Here is a 20,628-nt window from a genome sequence, read left to right as displayed (position 1 = left end):
GAAGCACCCGCACGAGACCGTGTCGAAGCGATGCGGTCCCTTCGTGCGGTCCCGAATCTGCACGCCGCCCGTCATGATTTACGAAACCGTCGTCACGACCGCAGACCGCGATGGCCGGCCCCACATTGCGCCGATGGGCGTGCGCTTCGAAGACGGCTTCGCGATCCTCGCGCCGTTCCGTCCTTCCACCACGCTCGACAACGTCATCGCGACGCACAGCGCGGTGCTCAACTTCACGAACGACGTGCGCGTGTTTGCCGGCTGCGTGACCGGCCGCAAGCGCGACTGGCCGACGGTGCCCGCGGACACGGTCCCGAGCGTGCGGCTCGCGACGACGCTTGCTCATACCGAGTTGCGCCTCGCCGCGATGGATGACGACGACACGCGTCCGACGCTGCGCATGGCCTGCGTGCATCGCGTGACGCATGCACCGTTTCCGGGCTTCAACCGCGCACAGGCCGCGGTGGTCGAGGGCGCGATACTCGTTAGCCGGCTCTTCATGCTGCCGGCGGACAAGGTGAACAGCGAGCTTGCGTATCTGCGCATAGCCATCGACAAGACCGCTGGCGACGCCGAGCGCGAAGCATGGCACTGGCTGTTGCTCGCCGTCGATGCGCATCGCGCGAAGGCGTCGAGCTGATCTGTGATCTGTCTTCCCACTGGAGTGTTCAAACGATGACCGCATTGCTCGCGAGCGTCCGCTCGGCGGATGAAGCCTTCGATGCCGCGCACGCCGGCGCCGAACTGATCGACTTGAAGGAACCGCGTGCGGGCGCGCTGGGCGGCGTCGCGACGGGGGATATCGCGCGGATCGTCGTCGCGTTGAGGGCGCGGTATCCGGTGCGGCCGATCAGCGCGACCATCGGCGACTGGCCCAATCACGCGCTCGACGAGATCACCGGATGCGTGCTCGAGGTCGCTGCGGCAGGCGTCGATTATGTGAAGGTGGGCATCTCGCCCGGTGCCGGAGCGGAGCAATGCCTGCGACATCTGGCGAGCCTGCCGGCGGCGGTGGTGCCGGTGCTGCTGTCGGATGACGGTGTGGATCGCGCGCTGGCGGCGCTCGCGGCGCAGTTGGGATTCGTGGGCATCGTCTTCGACACGGCGGGCAAGAATGGCCGCACGCTGTTCGATTGCGTCGACGTGCAGACATTGGCCGCCTGTATCGCCGATGCCCGCGCGCGCGGCACGATGAGCGCCGTGGCGGGTTCTCTCGGCTGGCGCGACCTGGACACCATTCGCCTGCTTGCGCCGGATATCGCGGGCTTTCGCGGCGCACTGTGCGACGAGCGCGACGGCCGGTCCGGCACGCTCGATCCGCGCAGGGTCGAACGCTGGGCGCGCGCGCTGCACGGCGAGACCGTGGCCGTTTGAAAAGCTTCAGCGCTCGCTTCTCACACCGTCACGTTGAGCAAGCGGTCGCGCATCACGGCGAGATCGTCTTTCCCCAGGATCTCGACCACGTAATTGGCATCACGCACATAGGCGGGAAAGCGCCGGTCCACGACGCCGTCGGCGGCCAGCGCCTCCAGCGATACATTCGCCTCCACCTCGCACGACTTCACGATCATCAGGCGCTCCGCATTCAGCGAGGTGGAGAGCCACGCGGCGAGACTGTCGGACGTGACGTCCCAGTTGGTCATCTTGTCGGGCGTCGTGCGCATCAAATCGGTGGGCACCCAGACGGCCACGCGGCCATCGCGCAACGCGCGGCGGATGCGGCTCTCGTTCGACGCCAGCACGAGTTCCGGTACGACGCCCTGCATCAGGATGGCGTACTGCGCCATCGCCAGCAGGCACATGTTATGGGCGGCGAGATCGTCGAACTGCCATTCGCTCTGATATTGCCGCACCGCGTCCGCGAAATCGCCGCCGCCCGGCACGATCACGACGCGCCCGCCGCCTACTTCCCATAGCCGCGTGAGCCATTCGCGCAGCGCCGGGTCGTGACTGAGGCTCCCCCCGATCTTCACCACCCACATAGGTTCCTGTCCTCGTTCGATGATGCCGCCGGGCCACGCACCCGGTTGAATACCGCGTCTTCAACTCGCTATGTTTTGCACGCTATCACGCCGCGCGCGACGACGCATCGCGCGATGGCTCTGTTTCGTTTTCCCGCGCGCCTTCCATGGGCGTCGTCGCCAGCGAGGCAAGCAATGCCACCGCGACGCTCGGCGCACAGGTCGCGACCCATTCGGCGCGCGTTGCGTCGTCATCGGCGACGCCCGCGAGCCGCGCAAAATCCACATAGCCGCGCGCTTCCTGCCGCGCCAGCGCCGCCGCGAGATAGCGCCCGCAACCCGCGCCGATGACGGGCGCCGCCGCCAGTGCCGCATCGCGCGCGACGACTTGCGCGAGACCGGCGGCCAGCGTGCGCAACTGCTCCTGTCGCCAGGTTTGCGCGAAGCGCTTCCATTCGGCATCGGATGCTTCGTCGGCATCGCGGCCGATCATCCGTGCGATGCGCGCGCGGCTGGCGGCCTCGGTCTTCGGCCCGTTGTCGGCGCTCGGATGCTGGTCGTGCGCGGCCCAGAGTTCGCCGGTCAGGCGATAGACATCGGCGGTCGTCGCGAACCATTCGTTCATCACGCCGCTCGTCTCGCCGCGAAACGCGATGCGCTGCGCCACCCCGCACAAGGGCGTGCGCACGACGCCTTGATAGACCAGCTCGCCACTGACGAGCCGTTCGGCGTCATTCGTGCCGCGCGCCCGCACGTCGCCGCCGGTGATCGGAATGATGTCGGTGGTCGTGCTGCCGATATCGATCAGCACCGCATCGTGCATGCGGGTGGCGGCCCAGCGTGCGGTCGCGAGCCAGTTCGCCGATGCCACCTTGCGCCAGCCTTCCGCGCAGGCCGAACGCGCGAGCCATCCGCCGTGCTCGCCGCCGCCCGCGAAGAACAGCGTGCGTGGTCCGAGCCGTTGCGCGAGGGTGCGGCTGAGCGTGCGCACGCCTTCGGCGCGGTTGGCGAACAGATCGACCATTTCGCCGGTCATCGTGACGGCGTGGCGCGCGGACGGATCGCCGGCGGCGGGCCAGCGTTCGAACACGCCGTCGATTGCGCGTTCCAGATGCGCGAGGCCCTGCCACAGCGGGCAGGCCCATTGGGCGACATCGACGAGCACGCCCTTGCGGTTGGCCCGCGACACCTTGACGTGCGCGCCGCCCACGTCCCAGCCGAATACGGGTGCGTCGCCGGATGCGGATGCCCTCATGACGCGCCTCCGACGGCGCGCAGTGCGTGAGCTTCGCCGTCGAAGCCGGGCACGCGATGCGCGGCCAGCAGTTCCGCCGCGAGATTCCTGCCGCCGCGTCGGCTGAGTTCCGCGTAGGCGACGGTCGGCCGCGGATTCACCTCGATGACGACTGGCCCGCGTTCCGGATGCCAAACCACGTCGATGCCGACGAAGCCGCGCAGCCCGGGCAACGCCTCGGCGACGCGCAGCGCGAGCCGTTCGAGCGCGCGTCCCTGGGGGCCGTGGCGGTCGATGCGATCAACATCGACGCCGTCGAACTGCACGATGCGTTCGCGCCGTTCGGGGTTTGCCGGTTCGGACAGGCCGATGCGTTGCCGGTTGATGCTGACGAGCCGCGCGAGCCGGTCGCGACAGATCAGAGAGAGACTGAGTGGCTCGCCGTCGATCCATTCCTGCAACACGGGGGTGCGTCCTGCTGCGGCGCGGGCTTCGTATTCGGCGCGGGCGGCGGCGAGATCGTCATGGACGGAAGTATCGAGGCCGCCGGCGCCGTCGTCGGGCTTGACGACCCAGCGGCGTCCGGGGGCGGGAGCGGCAGTGTCGGGTTCGAGCGCGGGCGTGACGGGCATGCCGCGCGCGGCGAGCCAGGCGGCGGTGGCGCTCTTGCTGGAGGCTGTGCGGATGGCTTCCTTGGCGCAGCCGAGCCAGCGGGCCTGTCCCACGGCGTCATGGAGCTTGAGCAGGAGGCCGTCGCATTCGGGCGCGACGATGCAGGCATAGTCATGCTCGCGGGCCATGCGGGCGACGAAGCGGGTGAGCGGTTCGCCGGGCTGGGCGCGGACGTGGTCGGCGGCGTCGGCGCCGGATTCGAAGCGTGAGCCTGCGACGGTCACCGCGATGCCGGGGAGTGCGTGGAGGTCGGCGGCGAGTGCATCGCGCATGACGCGGCCTTCGACGATGAGTGCGGAGAGATCGGCGAGGCTTGGGGCGCCCGCCACGTCCGGATCGATGCCGCCGCCGGTGAGATACTCGAATACGAAGATCTTGATCAAAGGAAAGCCATCCATGCAGGTGATACCCGTTCTTGATCTGCTCGACGGTCAGGTGGTGCGCGCGGTGCGCGGCGAGCGTTCGCGCTACCGGCCGATCCAGTCCTCCTTGTGCGCGACGAGCGAACCGGTGGCGATTGCTCGTGCGTTGCTTGCGGTTACGGGCGCTGCCGTGCTGTATGTCGCCGATCTCGGCGCGATCATGCAGCGCGGCTCGCATGAAGCGGTGCTGGCCGAACTCTGCGACGCGCTGGGCGGCGAAGTCGAGATCTGGCTCGATGCCGGCTTCACGGCGTGTGGGCCGATGCGGGCGTGCGTCGAGCGGATCGCGGGGCTTTCGCGTGCGTCATCGCGGGCGGCGATCGTGCCGGTGTTCGGCACGGAGACGCTGCTCGACGAGGGCGCACTTGCTGAAGCGTCGGCGTGCGGGTTCGAGCCTGTCCTGTCGCTCGACTATCGCGGCGGGCGAGCGCTTGGGGCGCTCGGTGCTGAGCGAGGCGAGAGCACCTGGTGGCCGGAGCGGGTGATCGTGATGACGCTCGATCACGTGGGCGCGGAGGCCGGGGTGGATCTCGACACGTTCAGCGCCGTGCGTGCGCTTGCTGGGGAGCGCGTTGTGATCGGTGCGGGCGGGGTTCGCCATCGGGACGATCTTGCGCTCGCCGCGCAGTGCGGAGCATCAGGTTGGCTCGTGGCCTCCGCCCTTCACGATGGGACGCTTTCTTTTTAGCGTCTCGATGTGGGGGGTTGGGCTTGGTCGGAGTGCTGTCTCAATTTTTGTGCCAATTGATGGCAGGCCTCGTTTTCGTTGTAATCGTTTGGAAAGCGCTGTTCCAGCGCCGGTCCTTCACGTGACAGTGTGTTGCTTCTTGGAGCACGGTTTTATGTGTCGGTGCCGAGGGCGTTCGCCCAGTGCTCTTATGGAATACCCGTAAGGGTCTTGGGCGCTTCGTTTCGTTTCGTTTGCCTCCGCTTCCATGGACTTCCCGTTTTCGCGTCGGTCTATTTGCACTGCCCCTCCCCGGGGCGGGGTCTTCGCTCTCGGCCTTCGCGTGGTTGCTTGTGGTTGCCATGCGCTTCCATGGACTTCCCGCTTTCACGTCGGTCTATTTGCACTGCCCCTCCCCGGGGCGGGGGTAACTTTCTTTGCGGCTGCAAAGAAAGTCACCAAAGAAAGCAGCTTTCTTACCGCCCAAGGACCACCCAGCGGCGCGACACAGAAATACCTCACTGGCCCTGCACTAGCGAGTGCCCTCATAGGCCAAACCGGGCTTGGATCGCGGACCCACTGGGCCAAACTGCCGTTTAACAAACTGGTGCAGCCATTGAAAGCGCCGGCCCAGCGCTACGCGCTGCCGAAGGGTATGCAAGGGAAACCAACGAGGGGGGCGGGGCGGGCCGGGCCGGGGCGGTGAGACGGATGCGTTAGCAACGAAGCACCAGCCGACCCGAATGACCGGACGGCGGCGCGTAGCGCAGCGCCGGAGCTTTGAGGGGCTGTACCAGTCAGTTCAATGGTGCGATGTCACAGTGGGTCCGCGATCCAAGCCCGGTGTGGCCTATGAGGGCACTCGCTACTGCCGGGCCAAAAACATGGTTCTGTGTCGTGCCGTTGGTGAACCTTGGGCGGTAAGAAAGCTGCTTTCTTTGGTGACTTTCTTTGCAGCGGCAAAGAAAGTTACCCCCGCCCCGGGGAGGGGCAGTGCTAATAGACCGACGTGAAAGCGGGAAGTCCATAGAAGCACAAGAGCAGGAACAAGCCGCCAAACCGGCATAAAGCTTGCTCGAAGGCTCGACCATGCCTCAAACACCAGAACCTGAAAGCCGACCCGCCGAGGCCATCGGCGAAGACCTCCCCTGGACGTGTCCGTTCTGCTCATTGCTATGCGACGACTTCACGCTGGCCACCCTCACCGCCCGTTGCCGGCGACTGACCCAATCTCTCGCCCATATCAATCCGCAGCACACAACCCGCCCCGCAGAAATCAACGGTCAACCCGCCGATCCCGAAGCAGCGCTTCAACAAGCCACCGAGATCCTCTCGAACGCAAATCGTCCGCTATTCAGCGGACTCGCAACCGACATTGCCGGCACCCGCGCGATCTATAACCTCGCCGCCCACTCCGGCGCCATCCTCGATCACCTCCACGGCGATACCCTCGCCGACACCAACCGTGCACTCCAGGATCGCGGCGCCTTCTTCACCACGCTCTCCGAAATTCGCTCGCGCGCCGATCTGATCGTCGTGTTCGCCTGCGAGCCGTCGCTGCACTATCCACGCTTCTACGAACGCATCGCCGAAGCCAATCGCGACGTCCCCATCGTATTCGTCGGATGCAATGTCGATCAATCAGCCCTCACCCCGCATACCGAAGCGATCCTCCCGCATCACGATCCCTTCGACCTCCTCGCACTCTGGTCCGCCCACCTCGAATCCAGTCGGCCCATCCCGCACGCCGAACTCGCCGCGCTGACCCAACGCATTCACGCCGCGCACTACACGGCATTCATCTTCGAACCCGCCGTGCTGCCCGCACCCCACGCCGCGCTCGCCATCGAAGCGCTACAACGCATCGTCAAGGCCTTCAATCGCACCACCCGCGCCGGCGCACTCGCCCTCTCCGGCGACGACGGCGCCCTCTCCGTCAATCAAGCCATCACCTGGCTCTCGGGCTTCCCGCTGCGCACTCGCGTCGCCTACGGCATGCCGCTCGATCACGATCCATATCGCTATCGAACACACACACTGCTCAGCCGCGGTGAAGTCGACACGCTGCTCTGGGTCTCCAGCTTCACACCCGAACCCCTCCCCGCCGCCCTCGACGACAACCTCCCCGTCATCGTGCTCGGTCATCCCGCAACCCAACTGCCGCCACGCAAGGGCTCGACCGTGTTCATCCCCGTCGCAACGCCCGGCATCGACAGCGGCGGACATCTGTTCCGCATCGATACCTCCGTCGTCGCCCGCCTCACCGCCGCGCGCGATAGCAGCCTGCCCAGCGTGGCCACCATCGCCGCACACCTCACGCAGGCGAGGAAACACTCATGAGCCTCACGCGACTCCGCGGCGGCACGCTATACGATCCCGTCAACGGCATCGACGGCGAAGCACGCGATATCCTGATCCGCGACGGTCGCATCGTCGGTGATGCAAACGGAGAAAGCATCGCCCCGGAACGCGACTTCGACGCGCGCGGCATGGTCGTGATGGCCGGCGGCATCGACCTGCATTCGCATATCTGCGGCGGCAAGACCAATCTCTCGCGTCTGCTGCTACCCGAAGATCATCGCGACGACCCGCGCGCCGTCCCCGAGCGTCCCAACGAAGGCCGCTATCTGCGGCTGCCCTCGTGCGGCACCTGCACGCCCGGCACGCTCGCGACCGGCTATCGCTATGCGGAAATGGGCTACACCGCCGCCTTCGAGCCGGCCATGATCGCGTCCAACGCGCGCCACGCGCATCTGGAAATGGGCGACACCCCCATCATCGATCACGGCGCCTACGTGATGATGGGCAACGACGAACTGTTCCTCCAGATGCTCGCCGCTCAGGAAGACTTCGGTCATCTGCGCGATTACGTCGGCTGGACAATGCATTCGAGCAAGGCGCTCGGCGTGAAAGTCGTCAATCCAGGCGGCATCTCGGCGTTCAAGTTCAATCAGCGCTCACTCGATGTCGACGAGAAGCACGTCCACTACGGCATCACGCCGCGCGACGTGCTGCGCACCCTCACGCACGCGCTGACCGAGCTGCGCGTGCCGCATCCGCTGCATGTCCACACGAGCAATCTCGGTGTGCCCGGCAACGTGGAATCGACCATCAGGACGATGGACGCCGCCGAAGGCCTGCCCATTCACCTGACCCATATCCAGTTCCACAGCTACGGCGCCGAAGGGCCGCGCAAGTTCTCGTCGGGCGCGCGGGCCATTGCCGAAGCGGTCAATGCGCGTCCCAACGTGACCATCGACGTGGGTCAGGTCATCTTCGGCCAGACCGTCACCGCGTCCGGCGACACGATGATGCAGTTCAGGAACACGCCGATGGCCCGTCCGCGCAAATGGATCCTCGGCGATATCGAATGCGACGCGGGCTGCGGCATCGTGCCGTTCAAGTATCGCGAGCAAAGCTTCGTGAACGCGCTGCAATGGATCATCGGGCTCGAAATCTTTCTGCTCGTGGACGATCCCTGGCGCGTCTCGATGACCACCGATCACCCGAACGGCGGTCCGTTCACGAGCTATCCGCACCTGATTCGGCTGCTGATGGACAAGTCCTTCCGCGATGCCCAGCTCGATACACTGCACGCCGATGCCAAAACGGCCAGCGCACTCGCCGAGATCACGCGTGAGTTTTCGCTGTACGACATCGCGATCATCACGCGCGCAGGCCCGGCGAAGCTGCTCGGGCTGACGGATCGCGGGCATCTCGGCGCCGGCGCGGCGGCGGACATCGCCGTGTACCGCGACGACGCCGACCGCGAGCGCATGTTCACCTCGCCCGCCTACGTGTTCAAGGACGGCGAGCTGATCGCGCGCGACGGCACGCTGCTCGCAACACCCACCGGCGGCATTCATTACGTCAGCCCGGACTACGACCGCTCGATCGAAAAGCGTGTGCGCGACTATGCAGAGGCGCATCTCGCCACGCGCTTCGAAAACATCGCCATCGGCGATGACGAAATCTGCGCCTGCTGCAACGGCGGCCGGTTGCTGCCGGTCGCGTGCCTTTCGGCGGGCGGAGGCTAGCGCATGCAGATCAACGACACGCAGATCGACGACACCTTCGCCGAAGCCTTCCCGATGAAGGCCACGCGCCTCGTCATCACCGCGCATACACCCGTGTGGGCGCGCCACGCGGCGAACTCGCTGACCGGCTTTGCGACCTCCGTGATCGACTGCGGCTGCGAAGCGGGCATCGAGCGTGATCTGTCAGGCGACGACACCCCCGACGGCCGGCCTGGCGTTGCCGTGCTGATCTTCGCGATTTCGTCGAAGGAACTGGCGAAGCAGATTGCACGGCGGGTCGGGCAATGCGTGCTGACGTGTCCGACCACAGCGGTATATGGCGGCATCGATCCCGCGACGAGCCGCGCGCCGCTCTCCGACAACGCACCGCTCGGCGCCGCGCTGCGCTTCTTCGGCGACGGCTGGCAGATCTCCAAGGTGCTCGACGGCACGCGTTACTGGCGTGTGCCGGTGATGGACGGCGAATTCGTCTGCGAGGAATTCACCGCGACCGTGAAAGCGGTCGGCGGCGGCAATCTGCTGTTTCTCGCCCGCGACATGGACAGCGCACTGCATGCCGCGGAAGCCGCTGTCACCGCCATGCACGCGCTGCCGAACATCATCACGCCGTTCCCCGGCGGCGTCGTGCGCTCGGGCTCGAAGATCGGATCGAAATATGCGGGCGCCACGGCGTCCACCAACGACGCCTTTTGTCCGACGCTCGTCGGCCTCTCGCACAAGAGCGAACTGACGCCCGATATCGGCTGCGTGCTGGAGATCGTGATCGACGGCCTCACCGACGCCGACGTCGGCGCCGCCATGACCGCGGGCATCGCGGCCGCGACGCGCATCGGCCGCGCGGGCGGCGTGCTGCGCGTGTCCGCCGGCAACTACGGCGGCAAGCTCGGGCCGTATCACTTCAAGCTGCATGAGCTGGCGCGCGATATCGACGGGAGCGGGACATGAGCGCCATTACTTTGCGTGTCAAAACTGCGCCGGGCTTTCGCGTGGACGCGTCGAATTTACTGCCCGAGACGCTCGCCGCCACCGCGCCCGCTGACTTGCCCCGCATCGTGTTGCAGGGCGCGGGCGAACGCTGCGCGCTGGGCGACCTGTTCGACATCCGCCACGAGCATGCCGACCTGCCTTCTCTGCTGATAGAAGGCGACGTGCCTTGGCTGGACCGTCTCGGCGCAAACATGACCGAAGGCGCGCTGACGGTACACGGCCATGCAGGCGATTACGCGGGCCTGAAGATGTCGGGCGGGACCTTGCGCGTAGCCGGCGACGCGGGGCTCTTTGCAGCGTGCGAGATGCAGGGCGGACGCATCACCATAGAGGGCAATACCGGCGATTGCGCCGCCGCTGCACTGCCCGGCGACATGGAAGGCATGGCGGGCGGCACGCTCGTGATCCTCGGCAACGCAGGCGCGCGGCTCGCGGACCGCATGCGGCGCGGCACCGTGCTCGTCAGCGGCGATGCCGGCGACTTCGCGGCTTCGCGCCTGATTGCGGGGACGGTATGCATCGGCGGGAAGGTCGGCGCGCATCCGGGCTACGGCATGCGGCGCGGCACGATCTTGCTCGCGCACGCGCCCGCAACCATTCCACCTACCTTTACCGAAGGCGGCCACGGTTTCGACGTCTTCTGGCGACTTTTCGTCCGAATGCTCGCGCGCGAAGCGGATCCCGCAAAGGCATCCTTTTCGACATACTCCGGCCATGTGTTGCCGCGACGCTACGCGGGCGACCTTGCCGTGGATGGCCGGGGGGAATTGCTGATCGCCAATTCTTGGCCAGCGGGAAAAAATGAAACTTGTATCCTGTAGAACGAAATCCACTTTCACGGGAGAGACTTCATGAGCACCGCGCGGACCTCCGCAACGCGCAACGGCCGCTACGGCGCGGCCAGCGAGCGTTACGCACGCCCGATCATCGCGCTGCACTGGCTGATCGCCATTGCGATCATCGCCATGCTCTGCATCGGCTTCTATATGGTGGGCCTGCCGCGCGGGCTGCCGTTCAAGTCGGACCTCGTCAACTTCCACAAGTCGCTCGGAATCACGGTTTTCCTGCTGGTGCTGATCCGCATCCTGGTACGCCTGGCCTATGGCCGGCCGCCTCTGCCGCCGATGCGAACGTGGCAACGCGCCGCCGCGAGCATTACGCAGGCTCTTTTATACGTTGGCATGGTGGCGATGCCGCTCACCGGTTATCTCGGCTCGTCCTTCAACAAGTTCGGCACGAAGTTGTGGGGCATCGCGCTGCCACAATGGGGTTCCGACGACAAACACATGCGCGAGATCTTCTTCGGCATTCATGGCTATCTCGCGTGGATCATGGCCGCGCTGGTCATCCTGCATTTCCTCGGCGCGATGAAACATCAGTTGATTGACCGCGACGGTCTCCTGCGGAGGATGTGGCCGTGAAGATTCGTGTCCTCGGCTCATCGGCGGGCGGCGGCTTCCCGCAATGGAACTGCAATTGCCGCAATTGCGACGGCGTGCGGCGCGGCACGATCGCGGCCCGCGCGCGCACTCAGTCCTCGATTGCCGTGACGGATAACGGCGAAGACTGGCTGCTCGTCAACGCGTCTCCGGACATCCTGGCGCAGATCGCCGCGAATCCGGAACTGCAACCGGCGCGACGCGTGCGCGATACCGGCATCGCGGCGGTCATCACGATGGACGCGCAGATCGATCACGTCACCGGCCTGCTGATGCTGCGCGAACGCGGTACGCCATTGCCGCTCTACACCACCGACGCCGTCTGGCAGGACCTCTCGACCGGCTTTCCGCTCACCTCGATCCTCTCGCACTATTGCGGCGTCGAGCACCGGCGCATCGCGCTCGACGGCGCTGCGTTCGCGGTACCCGAACTGCCGCGCGTGAGCATCGACGCGTTGCCGCTCTCGAGCAAGGCGCCGCCTTATTCGCCGCATCGCGACGCGCCTGAAACTGGCGACAACATCGGCCTCATGTTCACGAACAACGTGACCGGCAAGCGCGCCTTCTATGCACCGGGACTGGGCGCGCTCGAGCCGCACATACTCGATGCCATGCGCACGGCGGACTTGTTGCTCGTGGACGGCACCGTCTGGACCGATGACGAAATGATCCGGCTCGGCCTCACGAAGAAGACTGGCCGCGACATGGGCCATCTGTCGCAGAGCGACGCGGGCGGCATGATCGAGGTGCTCGATTCGATTGATCGCCCCGGCGTGCGCAAAGTGCTGATCCACATCAACAACACGAACCCGCTTCTCATCAAGGACGGGCCTGAACGACGCATCCTGTCGGAGCACGGCATCGAAGTCGCGCACGACGGCATGAGCTTCGAGCTATGACATTCGCACTGGAGACCGCCTGATGTTCGATCCGATGCTGAACCCGACCACCGGCCCGCTCTTCACGAAAGTGATCGAGGACGGACCCGCGTGGACCCGCGAGGAGTTCGAGGCGCAACTCCGCGCGAAGGGCACGGCGTATCACATCCATCATCCGTTCAACGTGAAGATGAACGGCGGCGGCTGTTCGAAGGAACAGATACGCGGCTGGGTCGCGAACCGTTTCTACTATCAGATCAACATTCCGCTGAAAGATGCGGCAGTGATGTCGAACTGTCCCGACCGCGACACGCGGCGTCGCTGGGTGCTGCGCATTCTCGATCACGACGGCTATGAAGACCAGCCCGGCGGCATCGAGGCGTGGGCGCGGCTCGGCGATGCAGTCGGCCTCTCGCGCGACGATTTATGGTCGCTCACACTCGTGACGCCGGGCGTGCGCTTCGCCGTGGACGCGTATGTGAACTTCGCGCGGCGCGCACCCTGGCAGGAATCCGTGTGCTCGTCGCTGACCGAGATGTTCGCGCCGCAGATCCACAAGGACCGCCTCGCCACCTGGCCCGCACATTACACGTGGATCGAGCCCGACGGACTTGCGTACTTCCGTTCGCGCGTGTCGCTTGCGCAGCGCGATGTCGAGCACGGGCTCGAAGTGACGCTCGCGCATTTCACGACGCGCCGCGAACAGCAGCGCGCGCTCGACATCCTGCAGTTCAAGCTCGACATCCTCTGGACCATGCTCGATTCCATCGAAAAGGCCTTTCCGCAATGAGCGACAGCCCAACGCAACGCAAGCAGGAAGCCGTCGAAGCGCCGGACGATTCGTTGCATCCGCAACTAAAACGCCTGTTCCGCTTGCAGTGGGAACCGGCGCAGGACGCGCACGTGCTGCTCTATCCCGAGGGCATGGTGAAGCTCAATCAGAGCGCCGCGCAGATTCTTCTGCGTTGCGACGGCACGCGCGACATTCCGGCGCTTGTCGCAGACCTGGAGGCAGCGTTCAACGCAAGCAACCTCGGCGACGACGTGCGCGCGTTCATCGCCGGCGCGCGTGCACGAGGCTGGCTGGAGTAGCATCATGACCGACCTGTCCGAACCCATCACCCGGCCCGAACACGAAGGCACGCCCATCGCGCCGCCCTTGTGGCTGCTCGCCGAGCTCACCTATCGCTGTCCGCTGCACTGCGTGTTTTGCTACAACCCGGTGAACTACGCCGACCACACGCGCGAACTCGACACCGGCCAATGGCTCGACGTGCTGCGCCAGGCGCGCGCGCTGGGCGCGGCGCAACTCGGCTTCTCGGGCGGCGAGCCGCTGTTGCGCGATGACCTCGAAACGCTCGTCGCCGAAGCGCGCAAGCTAGGGTTCTATACGAACCTCATCACGTCGGGCATCGGGCTGACGGAGAAGCGCATCGGCGCGTTGCAGGAGGCCGGGCTCGATCACATCCAGCTGTCGTTCCAGGACTCGTCGCAGGAACTCAACGACTTCCTCTCCAGTACCAAGACCTTCGACTACAAGAAGCGCGTCGCCACCCTCATCAAGGCGCATGGCTTCCCGATGGTGCTCAACTGCGTGCTGCATCGCTATAACCTGCCGCACATCGGACGCATCATCGACATGGCGCTCGCGATGGGCGCCGAATATCTCGAACTCGCGAACACGCAGTACTACGGCTGGGCGCACACGAACCGCGCGCAACTCATGCCGACCAAGGAACAGCTCGACGAAGCCGAAGCCGTGGTGGAACGCTATCGGCAGGAGATCGGCGACCGCTGCAAGATCTTCTTCGTCGTGCCGGACTACTACGAGCGCCGCCCGAAGCGCTGCATGAACGGCTGGGGTTCGGTGTTCCTCGGCATCGCGCCGGACGGCGCGGCGCTGCCGTGCCACACGGCGCGCTCGCTGCCGGGCCTCACATTCCCGAACGTGACCGAGACACCGCTCAAGGACATCTGGTACGAAAGCGACGCCTTCAACCGCTTTCGCGGCTTCGGCTGGATGAAGGAGCCGTGCCGCAGTTGCGACGAGAAGTCCATCGACATGGGCGGGTGCCGCTGTCAGGCCTACCTGCTCACGCAAGACCCCGCCAACGCAGACCCGGTCTGCGACAAGTCTCCGCATCACGAGCGCGTCATCGAAGTGGTGCGCGCAGCATCCGTCAGGCAGGAACCGCAGGAGCAACCCATCGTCTTCCGCAACGATGCGAATTCCCGGCGCATCGCGGCGCAAGCCCGCGCAAATGGTTCAGAAGAAGGAGAAGACACGCCATGACTGCCGATATCTCCGTGCTGCTCGTGGACGACCATGCCGTCGTCCGTGAAGGTTACAAGCGTCTGCTCGAACTCAGCCCCGATGTGAACGTCGCGGGCGAGGCCGCGAACGCCGCCGAGGCTTACCAGAAGTTCTGTGCATTGCAGCCAGATGTCGTCGTGATGGATCTCGCGCTGCCCGGCGCGAGCGGCATCGAGGCGATGCGCCGCATGCTGGCGCGCGAGCCGCACGCGCATGTGCTGATCTTCAGCGTGCATGAGGAAGCGATCTTCGTGCGCCGCGCACTCGATGCCGGCGCGCGCGGCTACGTGACCAAGGCAAGCGCGCCCGACGTGCTCGTGGAAGCCGTGCGTTCGGTGGCGCGGCGCGTGTGCTATCTGAGCCCGGATATCTCGCAGGCGCTGGCCTTGCGCGCCACGATCCAGGACGGGCCGCCGGGACGCCAGTTATCGGCGCGCGAGTTCGAGGTGCTGCGTCTGCTCGTGCAGGGCTATACGCTGACGAGCATCGCGGAGAAGCTCGGGCTGAGCCAGAAGACGGTGGCGAATCATCAATCAGTGATCCGGCAGAAGTTCGGCGTGGACAACGGCGTGCAGCTCGCGCAGATCGCCAACCGGCTGGGGCTTCACTTCGCCGATTTCGCTACGTCGGCGGAAGCGTCGCTGGCTTCGCTTGCTTCGTTCTCACCGGTCACGGGCAACGGCAGACCCGCCTGAGACGGCACGCGCGCGCAGAACAGAAAGCCTGAGCCGGGCTCGCTCGCGATCTGAAATGCACCGCCGAGCGCCTCGACGCGCTCGCGCATGCCAATCAGGCCCAGCCCCTTGCGCGGCTTCGCGAGATCGACGCCGGGGCCGTCGTCGGCCATCGTCACGACAATCTCTTCCGGCGCGCGCGCCAGATAGATCTCCACCCGCGCGCCGCGCGCGAACTTCGACACGTTCGTCAAGCCTTCTTGCACCAGCCGGTACAGCGTGATGTTGAGCGCATCGCTCAGGTTGTCGAAGTCGCCGTCGACGGCCAGCGTGAAGCGCGCCTCCGGCAGACGCTCGCGCCAGCCATCGACGCAATGTTCGAGCGCCGTGGGCAGGCCGAATTCATCCAGTCCGCTCGGCCGCAGCTTGCGGATCATCCCGCCGATCTCGCGGTACACATGCGTCGCGTTCTGCATCAGCGACTGCGCCAGCCGATGGATCTCCACTTCGCGTCCCGCCGATAAATCGCGGATACGCCCTGCATCGAGCGACATGGCATTGAGGTACTGGCCCAGCTCGTCGTGCAGTTCACGCGCGAGGTGACGACGCTCGGTTTCCTGCGCGGCGAGCGCCTGATTGGCCAGCCGACGGTTTTCGGCGAGCAGATGTTCGGCCTCCTCCTCCAGCGCGCGCCGCAGCCGCACTTCCGACTGCGCCTCGCGATAGCGCCGCCACGCGAACCACGCGCAACCGATGGCCAGCACGACGAGCGTCAGCGGCAGCTCGTCGAGCTGGAAGCGCTCGGCGCCGCGCGTCAGGCGGTAGGCATATTCGCTGAAGTCGAAGTGGGCGAACAGCGCGCCGGCCATGCAGGTCAGTGCGAGCACCAGCGCGAGATCGCGACGCACGGAAGAGCGCGACGATGGCAGCGCGCGCTGATCGTCTGCGTCGCGTGTTTGCGAAGAAGGAAGGGATTCGGTCGGCATCACGGAATCCATTCTACGCACGGCGGCGGTGTCGCTTGTGTCATGCGCGACGCGATTGGGAACCCTTCCCTGCGCGATCGGGAAAAGCTCCCGGTCCACGCGCGTGTTCTTATGCGACGCTTTCATTAAGGGAAGCTTCCTTTCGTGTGGTTTCGCGTGGATCGAATAACGACAAGTGGAGATGACGATGAAGAGCATGCCGCGCAGGCGCGCGCCCGCGCATCCGTTCAAACCCCGAGCAGGATTGCGGCTCGTGTTCGGCAGCGCATTCGCCAGCATCACGGTGGCCGCATGGGCGCAGACGCCGCCCGCACCGGACACCGCCGAAGCGCCGGTCGCGGCCGCCAGCGCGCCGCCGACCGTACAGTTGCCCAATGTCGTGGTGGTCGGCACGACACCGCTCGTCGGCGTCGGCACGCCGCTCGAAAAAGTGCCCGCGAACGTGCAGACCATCCGGGGCGCGGACATCGAAGCACAGCATTCGCAAACCACCACGGACTATTTGCAGAAGAACGTCGTGAGCATCGATATCAACGACGCGCAGGGCAATCCCTCGCAGTCCGACATCAACTATCGCGGCTTCACCGCTTCGCCGCTGCTCGGTACGCCGCAGGGACTGTCCGTCTTTCTTGACGGCGTGCGCATCAACGAACCCTTCGGCGATGTCGTCAACTGGGACCTGATTCCGCAGGCCGCCATCCAGACGATGCAGATCATTCCCGGCTCGAACCCGACTTTCGGCCTGAACACGCTGGGCGGCGCCATTGCGGTGCAGACCAAGAACGGCCGCAGCAATCCGGGCGGCAATCTTGATGTCGGCTTCGGTTCGTTCGGGCGCAAGTATGCGCAGATCGAGCAGGGCGGCGTGATCGGCGATCATCTCGACTACTACTTCACCGCCAACATCACGAACGACAACGGCTGGGCCGATCACAATTCGAGCAAGCTGCGCCAGGCCTTCGGCAAGATCCGCTACACGGATGCGGACACGACCATCTCGGTCTCGATGGGCGGCGCCGACAACACGCTGAACGGCTCGCAGACCATCCCGCGCTCGTTCATGGACAACTTCCGCCAGGCCTATACGTTCCCGGATACGAACGAGAACCAGGTCGGCTATATCACGATCAACGCCGAACACTACATCACGCCGAATATCCAGATCAGCGGCAATGTGTATTACCGGCACTCTCGCAACAAGATCGTGAGTTCGAACGTCAACGACGACTTCGACACGGACGGAGACGATGCCTACTAACTCACCCAGGCCTTCAACGACCAGTCCGTGATCGTCACGGACAGCTACGGCGCGAGCCTGCAACTCACGTTGCTGAACAAGCTGTTCGGCCATGACAATCAGCTGATTCTTGGCGCGGCGGGCGACTTCGCCAATTCGCACTTCTCGCAGGCCGAGCAGGCCGCCGAGTTCACCGACAACCGCGCGACCATCGGCACCGGGCCCTTCGTGCCGACCACCGACGCCAAGACGCGCAACGAGAACTGGGGCATCTACTTCGAGAACACCTTCTCGTTCACCGAACAATGGTCGATGACGCTCGCGGGCCGCTATAACTGGTCCAAGGCGACCATCGGCGATGAAAGCGGCGTGCAGCCGCTGCTCGACGGCCGGCACACGTTCTCGCGCTTCAACCCGGCCGTGGGCTTCAACTGGAATCCGACGCCGGCCTTCACCGCCTATGCCACCTACAACGAAGGCATGCGCTCGCCGACGGCCATCGAACTCGCGTGCGCGGACCCGGCCGCGCCCTGCTCGCTGCCGAACGACTTCATCGCCGACCCGGATCTCAAGCCCGTCATCTCGCGCACCTTCGAGATCGGCGCGCGCGGCCGGCTCGGCAATCACACGACCTGGAGCGCGGCGGCCTACCGCACGACGCTGTCCGACGACATCCAGTTCGTCAGCAGCGAGGGCGCGGCCAGCACCCTCGGCTACTTCCAGAACGTGGGAAAGACGCGCCGCCAGGGCTTCGAACTCGCGGGCCGCACGCAATGGGGACCGGTCGGCGTGGCGGCGAGCTACAGCTACGTGAACGCGACCTATCGTTCGACCTGGACAGAAAGCAGCGCGTCCAATTCAAGCGCCGACGAGAACGGCAACATCACCGTGCATTCCGGCGACCGCATTCCGGGCATTCCCGCCAACACGGTGAAGATGCGCGTTGACTACAATCCGTTCGCGCGCTGGAACATCGGCACGAATGTCGCGTACCGCAGCAACATCTTCGCGCGCGGCGACGAGAACAACCAGGATACGAACGGCAGCGTGGCGGGCTATTTCCTGATCGATCTCGATACCACCTACAACATCACCAAGCAGTTGCAGGTGTATGCGACCGTGAAGAACCTGCTCAACAAGCGTTATGCGAACTTCGCGATTCTCGGCGAGAACTTCTTCAACGGGCCGAATCACACCTTCAATGGCGGCGACACGGTGAACGAACAGTTCCTCGGGGTGGGTGCGCCGCGCGGCGTCTGGGTGGGGATGCGCTACGCGTGGAAGTGACTTGATGCTGGAAGCAAAACGGCCGCCCTGGAGGCGGCCGTTTTGCTTTGCGAGTTCAGCGGTCAGCGCCCGACGATCGATCCCGCACTCGGCGGATACGTGACGATGCCCCACGCCAGCGGCAAGTCGCCAATCTGCTTGATCTCCTTGTAGTCCGCGCCGTCGAGCACATAGACGGCGTTCGAGCGTCCGCACGCGAGCAGCAGCTTCGAGCCGTCCGGCGTGAAGCTGAAGTGCCAGCAGCGCTGGCCGACCGGCACGTCCTGTACGTGCTCGTAAGTGGCGCCGTCGAACACCTGCAGCGTCTTGTCGCGCGACGCGGCAACGAGCAGGCGCTTGCCCGACGGATCGAACGACACGCCGTACGGGCCCGTCTTCGTGTCGACGGTCTTCATGACCTTCAGGCTGCCGCCGTCGAGCACGACGAACTTGTTCGCGTTCTCCAGCGTGACGACATAACCCTTGCCGTTTGGCGTCGCCTTGATGCCGCGCGGGCGCGAGCCTTTCGGAAGCTTGACGGTGCGCACCGGCTTGCCCGTGCCCACGCGATACACCGACACCGTATCGTCGCCTTCGTTGGTGACGAGGATCAGCTTGCCGTCCGGCGAAAACTCGACGCCTTCGGTCTCGTGACCGCTCTTCACCGAGTGCGTGACCTTCATGCTCTTCAGATCGACGATAGCGATCTCGGCCGGCGGCGAGTTCGGATCATCGTCGTCTTTTTCCGGCTCGCCGGGCTTCGGCGGACCGCCGCTTTCGCCGGGCTCGTAGGTCACATAGGCATAGCCGCCGAACACGCGCACGAACTCCGGATTCTTGCCGATCTTCACGCGGCGCACGACCTTGCCCGTCGAGGTATCGATTTCCGAGAGATCGCTGGTCGCCTTGTTGGCCACGTAGAGACGCGTGCCGTCCTTGTTCAGCGACAGGCCGCGCGGGCCGTCCTTGCCCACGTCCCAGGTCTTGTCGAGCGACAGCTTGTCCAGATCGATGACGCCGACGCCGGCGTTTTCGGTCGTCACGTAGGCGGTCGGCGCGGCGGCCTGCGCGAGGCCGGCCACGAGGGCCAGCGACGGCGCGATGACCGACGCGCAGGCAAGGCGCGCCGCCCTGATTCTGACTTGCATGTTTGTCTCCAGCGGTTGCGATTCTGGCCGGCACGATGTGTGGGCGGCCTGCTCAGGCCAACTTAGCCCAATCGACGCGGCACTGGCAACGCTCGAGGCCGGGAGAAACTCCCGAATTCCGCACGCCCGGCGGTTTTAGTGCGTCGTGTGCGGCGTCAGCGTGTGGCCGCAGGATCGGCGGCGACGAGATCGGCGAGCGCCTTGGCCGCGCGTTGCCATGAGAGGTCCGTGTTGCCGCGCATGTCCACCGAGCGCTGGAACACCGTCTTGCCGCTGGCGGCGTCTTCGACGCGCAGGTTGATGTTGAGGATCAGATTGCTGATCTTCTGCACCCAACACACGCCCGCGCGCGTGGCGCCGAGCTGCTTCGCCACGCGCAGCTCGCAGCCGTTGCAGGCGCTCATGTCCTGCGCGCCTTGCAGCGACGCAATCAGGTCGCGCGCGCCGGCGTTGTCGGCGACTTGAAACAGGCCGCGCTGATTCAGGTCGTCGCGCAATGCGCCGCTGACCATCGCGAGGCGCGCGGCCTGATCGCGGTTGGTGGCGGCATCGTTATAGGCGGCGTTGTCGTCGATCAGCGTGCAATCGGGAATCGCGATGGTCTGCCGCGCCGTCTGCGCATGCAGCCCCGTAGCGGAAAGCGCCAGGAGCAACACCAGCGGCGCGCGGAATCTGCGGATCATGGTCGGAGTCTCGAGTTGAGCGG

Annotated in this window: 19 protein-coding genes and 1 pseudogene; 14 read left to right on the top strand and 6 right to left on the bottom strand. The window is 65.5% G+C overall.

What is annotated here, in order from left to right:
* Nucleotides 1-73: 73 nt before the first annotated feature.
* Complete coding sequence (locus QCE88_RS32450) at nucleotides 74-640, top strand: DUF447 domain-containing protein (RefSeq protein ID WP_309909396.1); 567 nt, start codon at nucleotides 74-76, stop codon at nucleotides 638-640.
* Between the two features lie 35 nt (nucleotides 641-675).
* The gene (locus QCE88_RS32445; RefSeq protein ID WP_309909395.1) at nucleotides 676-1,374 is read left to right on the top strand and encodes a (5-formylfuran-3-yl)methyl phosphate synthase; all 699 of its coding nucleotides are present in this window, start codon (nucleotides 676-678) and stop codon (nucleotides 1,372-1,374) included.
* 20 nt (nucleotides 1,375-1,394) lie between these two features.
* Here QCE88_RS32445 and QCE88_RS32440 read toward each other — a convergent pair whose 3' ends face one another.
* The 3 genes from QCE88_RS32440 to QCE88_RS32430 form a co-directional block, all read right to left on the bottom strand.
* On the bottom strand, nucleotides 1,395-1,982 hold the full coding sequence (locus QCE88_RS32440) for an aspartate kinase (protein ID WP_309909394.1): 588 nt from the start codon (nucleotides 1,980-1,982) through the stop codon (nucleotides 1,395-1,397).
* 85 nt (nucleotides 1,983-2,067) lie between these two features.
* Nucleotides 2,068-3,216, bottom strand: coding sequence for a hydantoinase/oxoprolinase family protein (locus tag QCE88_RS32435; protein ID WP_309909392.1), 1,149 nt, complete (start codon nucleotides 3,214-3,216; stop codon nucleotides 2,068-2,070).
* Nucleotides 3,213-4,250 carry an ATP-grasp domain-containing protein gene (locus QCE88_RS32430; protein WP_309909391.1) on the bottom strand — a complete coding sequence of 346 codons (1,038 nt, stop codon included), beginning with the start codon at nucleotides 4,248-4,250 and terminating at the stop codon, nucleotides 3,213-3,215. The genes QCE88_RS32435 and QCE88_RS32430 overlap by 4 nt, the downstream gene beginning before the upstream one ends.
* Nucleotides 4,251-4,263: 13 nt before the next feature.
* Here QCE88_RS32430 and QCE88_RS32425 point away from each other — a divergent pair, with 13 nt between their 5' ends.
* From QCE88_RS32425 to QCE88_RS32375, 11 genes are all read left to right on the top strand, one after another.
* Nucleotides 4,264-4,977, top strand: coding sequence for a HisA/HisF-related TIM barrel protein (locus QCE88_RS32425; protein ID WP_309909389.1), 714 nt, complete (start codon nucleotides 4,264-4,266; stop codon nucleotides 4,975-4,977).
* Nucleotides 4,978-6,045: 1,068 nt separating this feature from the next.
* Nucleotides 6,046-7,296, top strand: a complete 1,251-nt coding sequence (locus QCE88_RS32420; RefSeq protein ID WP_309910982.1) for a formylmethanofuran dehydrogenase — start codon at nucleotides 6,046-6,048, stop codon at nucleotides 7,294-7,296.
* Nucleotides 7,293-8,993 carry a formylmethanofuran dehydrogenase subunit A gene (locus QCE88_RS32415; protein ID WP_309909388.1) on the top strand — a complete coding sequence of 567 codons (1,701 nt, stop codon included), beginning with the start codon at nucleotides 7,293-7,295 and terminating at the stop codon, nucleotides 8,991-8,993. Before QCE88_RS32420 ends, QCE88_RS32415 begins: the two co-directional genes overlap by 4 nt.
* A gap of 3 nt (nucleotides 8,994-8,996) precedes the next feature.
* Nucleotides 8,997-9,938, top strand: a complete 942-nt coding sequence (gene fhcD, locus QCE88_RS32410; RefSeq protein ID WP_309909386.1) for a formylmethanofuran--tetrahydromethanopterin N-formyltransferase — start codon at nucleotides 8,997-8,999, stop codon at nucleotides 9,936-9,938.
* A complete protein-coding gene (locus QCE88_RS32405; RefSeq protein WP_309909384.1) occupies nucleotides 9,935-10,801 on the top strand; it encodes a formylmethanofuran dehydrogenase subunit C in 867 nt (288 codons plus the stop codon). The genes fhcD and QCE88_RS32405 overlap by 4 nt, the downstream gene beginning before the upstream one ends.
* Before the next feature lie 30 nt (nucleotides 10,802-10,831).
* Nucleotides 10,832-11,401: a cytochrome b gene (locus QCE88_RS32400; RefSeq protein ID WP_309909383.1), complete on the top strand. Its 570-nt coding sequence runs from the start codon at nucleotides 10,832-10,834 to the stop codon at nucleotides 11,399-11,401.
* On the top strand, nucleotides 11,398-12,318 hold the full coding sequence (gene pqqB / locus QCE88_RS32395; protein WP_309909381.1) for a pyrroloquinoline quinone biosynthesis protein PqqB: 921 nt from the start codon (nucleotides 11,398-11,400) through the stop codon (nucleotides 12,316-12,318). Before QCE88_RS32400 ends, pqqB begins: the two co-directional genes overlap by 4 nt.
* A gap of 34 nt (nucleotides 12,319-12,352) precedes the next feature.
* Nucleotides 12,353-13,087 (top strand): pyrroloquinoline-quinone synthase PqqC, encoded by a 735-nt coding sequence (gene pqqC, locus QCE88_RS32390; RefSeq protein ID WP_409018294.1) that lies wholly within the window; start codon nucleotides 12,353-12,355, stop codon nucleotides 13,085-13,087.
* Entirely contained in the window at nucleotides 13,084-13,389 is a 306-nt protein-coding gene (gene pqqD, locus QCE88_RS32385) for a pyrroloquinoline quinone biosynthesis peptide chaperone PqqD (protein WP_309909378.1), read from the top strand. The genes pqqC and pqqD overlap by 4 nt, the downstream gene beginning before the upstream one ends.
* 4 nt (nucleotides 13,390-13,393) lie before the next feature.
* The gene (gene pqqE, locus QCE88_RS32380) at nucleotides 13,394-14,590 is read left to right on the top strand and encodes a pyrroloquinoline quinone biosynthesis protein PqqE (RefSeq protein ID WP_309909376.1); all 1,197 of its coding nucleotides are present in this window, start codon (nucleotides 13,394-13,396) and stop codon (nucleotides 14,588-14,590) included.
* Nucleotides 14,587-15,306, top strand: coding sequence for a response regulator transcription factor (locus tag QCE88_RS32375; protein WP_309909375.1), 720 nt, complete (start codon nucleotides 14,587-14,589; stop codon nucleotides 15,304-15,306). Before pqqE ends, QCE88_RS32375 begins: the two co-directional genes overlap by 4 nt.
* Here the strand turns inward: QCE88_RS32375 and QCE88_RS32370 are convergent.
* Nucleotides 15,216-16,271 carry a histidine kinase gene (locus QCE88_RS32370; protein WP_309909372.1) on the bottom strand — a complete coding sequence of 352 codons (1,056 nt, stop codon included), beginning with the start codon at nucleotides 16,269-16,271 and terminating at the stop codon, nucleotides 15,216-15,218. The genes QCE88_RS32375 and QCE88_RS32370 overlap by 91 nt on opposite strands.
* Nucleotides 16,272-16,452: 181 nt before the next feature.
* Between QCE88_RS32370 and QCE88_RS32365 the strand changes: the two are divergent.
* Nucleotides 16,453-18,795 (top strand): annotated as a pseudogene (locus QCE88_RS32365) (TonB-dependent receptor).
* 62 nt (nucleotides 18,796-18,857) lie between these two features.
* On the opposite strand, the gene QCE88_RS32360 reads toward QCE88_RS32365, so the two are convergent.
* Nucleotides 18,858-19,922 (bottom strand): beta-propeller fold lactonase family protein, encoded by a 1,065-nt coding sequence (locus QCE88_RS32360; RefSeq protein WP_309909371.1) that lies wholly within the window; start codon nucleotides 19,920-19,922, stop codon nucleotides 18,858-18,860.
* Nucleotides 19,923-20,077: 155 nt separating this feature from the next.
* Nucleotides 20,078-20,605 (bottom strand): DUF3280 domain-containing protein, encoded by a 528-nt coding sequence (locus QCE88_RS32355; protein ID WP_309909370.1) that lies wholly within the window; start codon nucleotides 20,603-20,605, stop codon nucleotides 20,078-20,080.
* Nucleotides 20,606-20,628 lie beyond the last annotated feature (23 nt).

The organism is Caballeronia sp. LZ035, assembly GCF_031451175.1.
GTDB lineage: Bacteria > Pseudomonadota > Gammaproteobacteria > Burkholderiales > Burkholderiaceae > Caballeronia.
The sequence above is the reverse complement of the archived record's forward strand: the minus strand, read 5'-3'. Positions and strand labels throughout refer to the sequence as shown.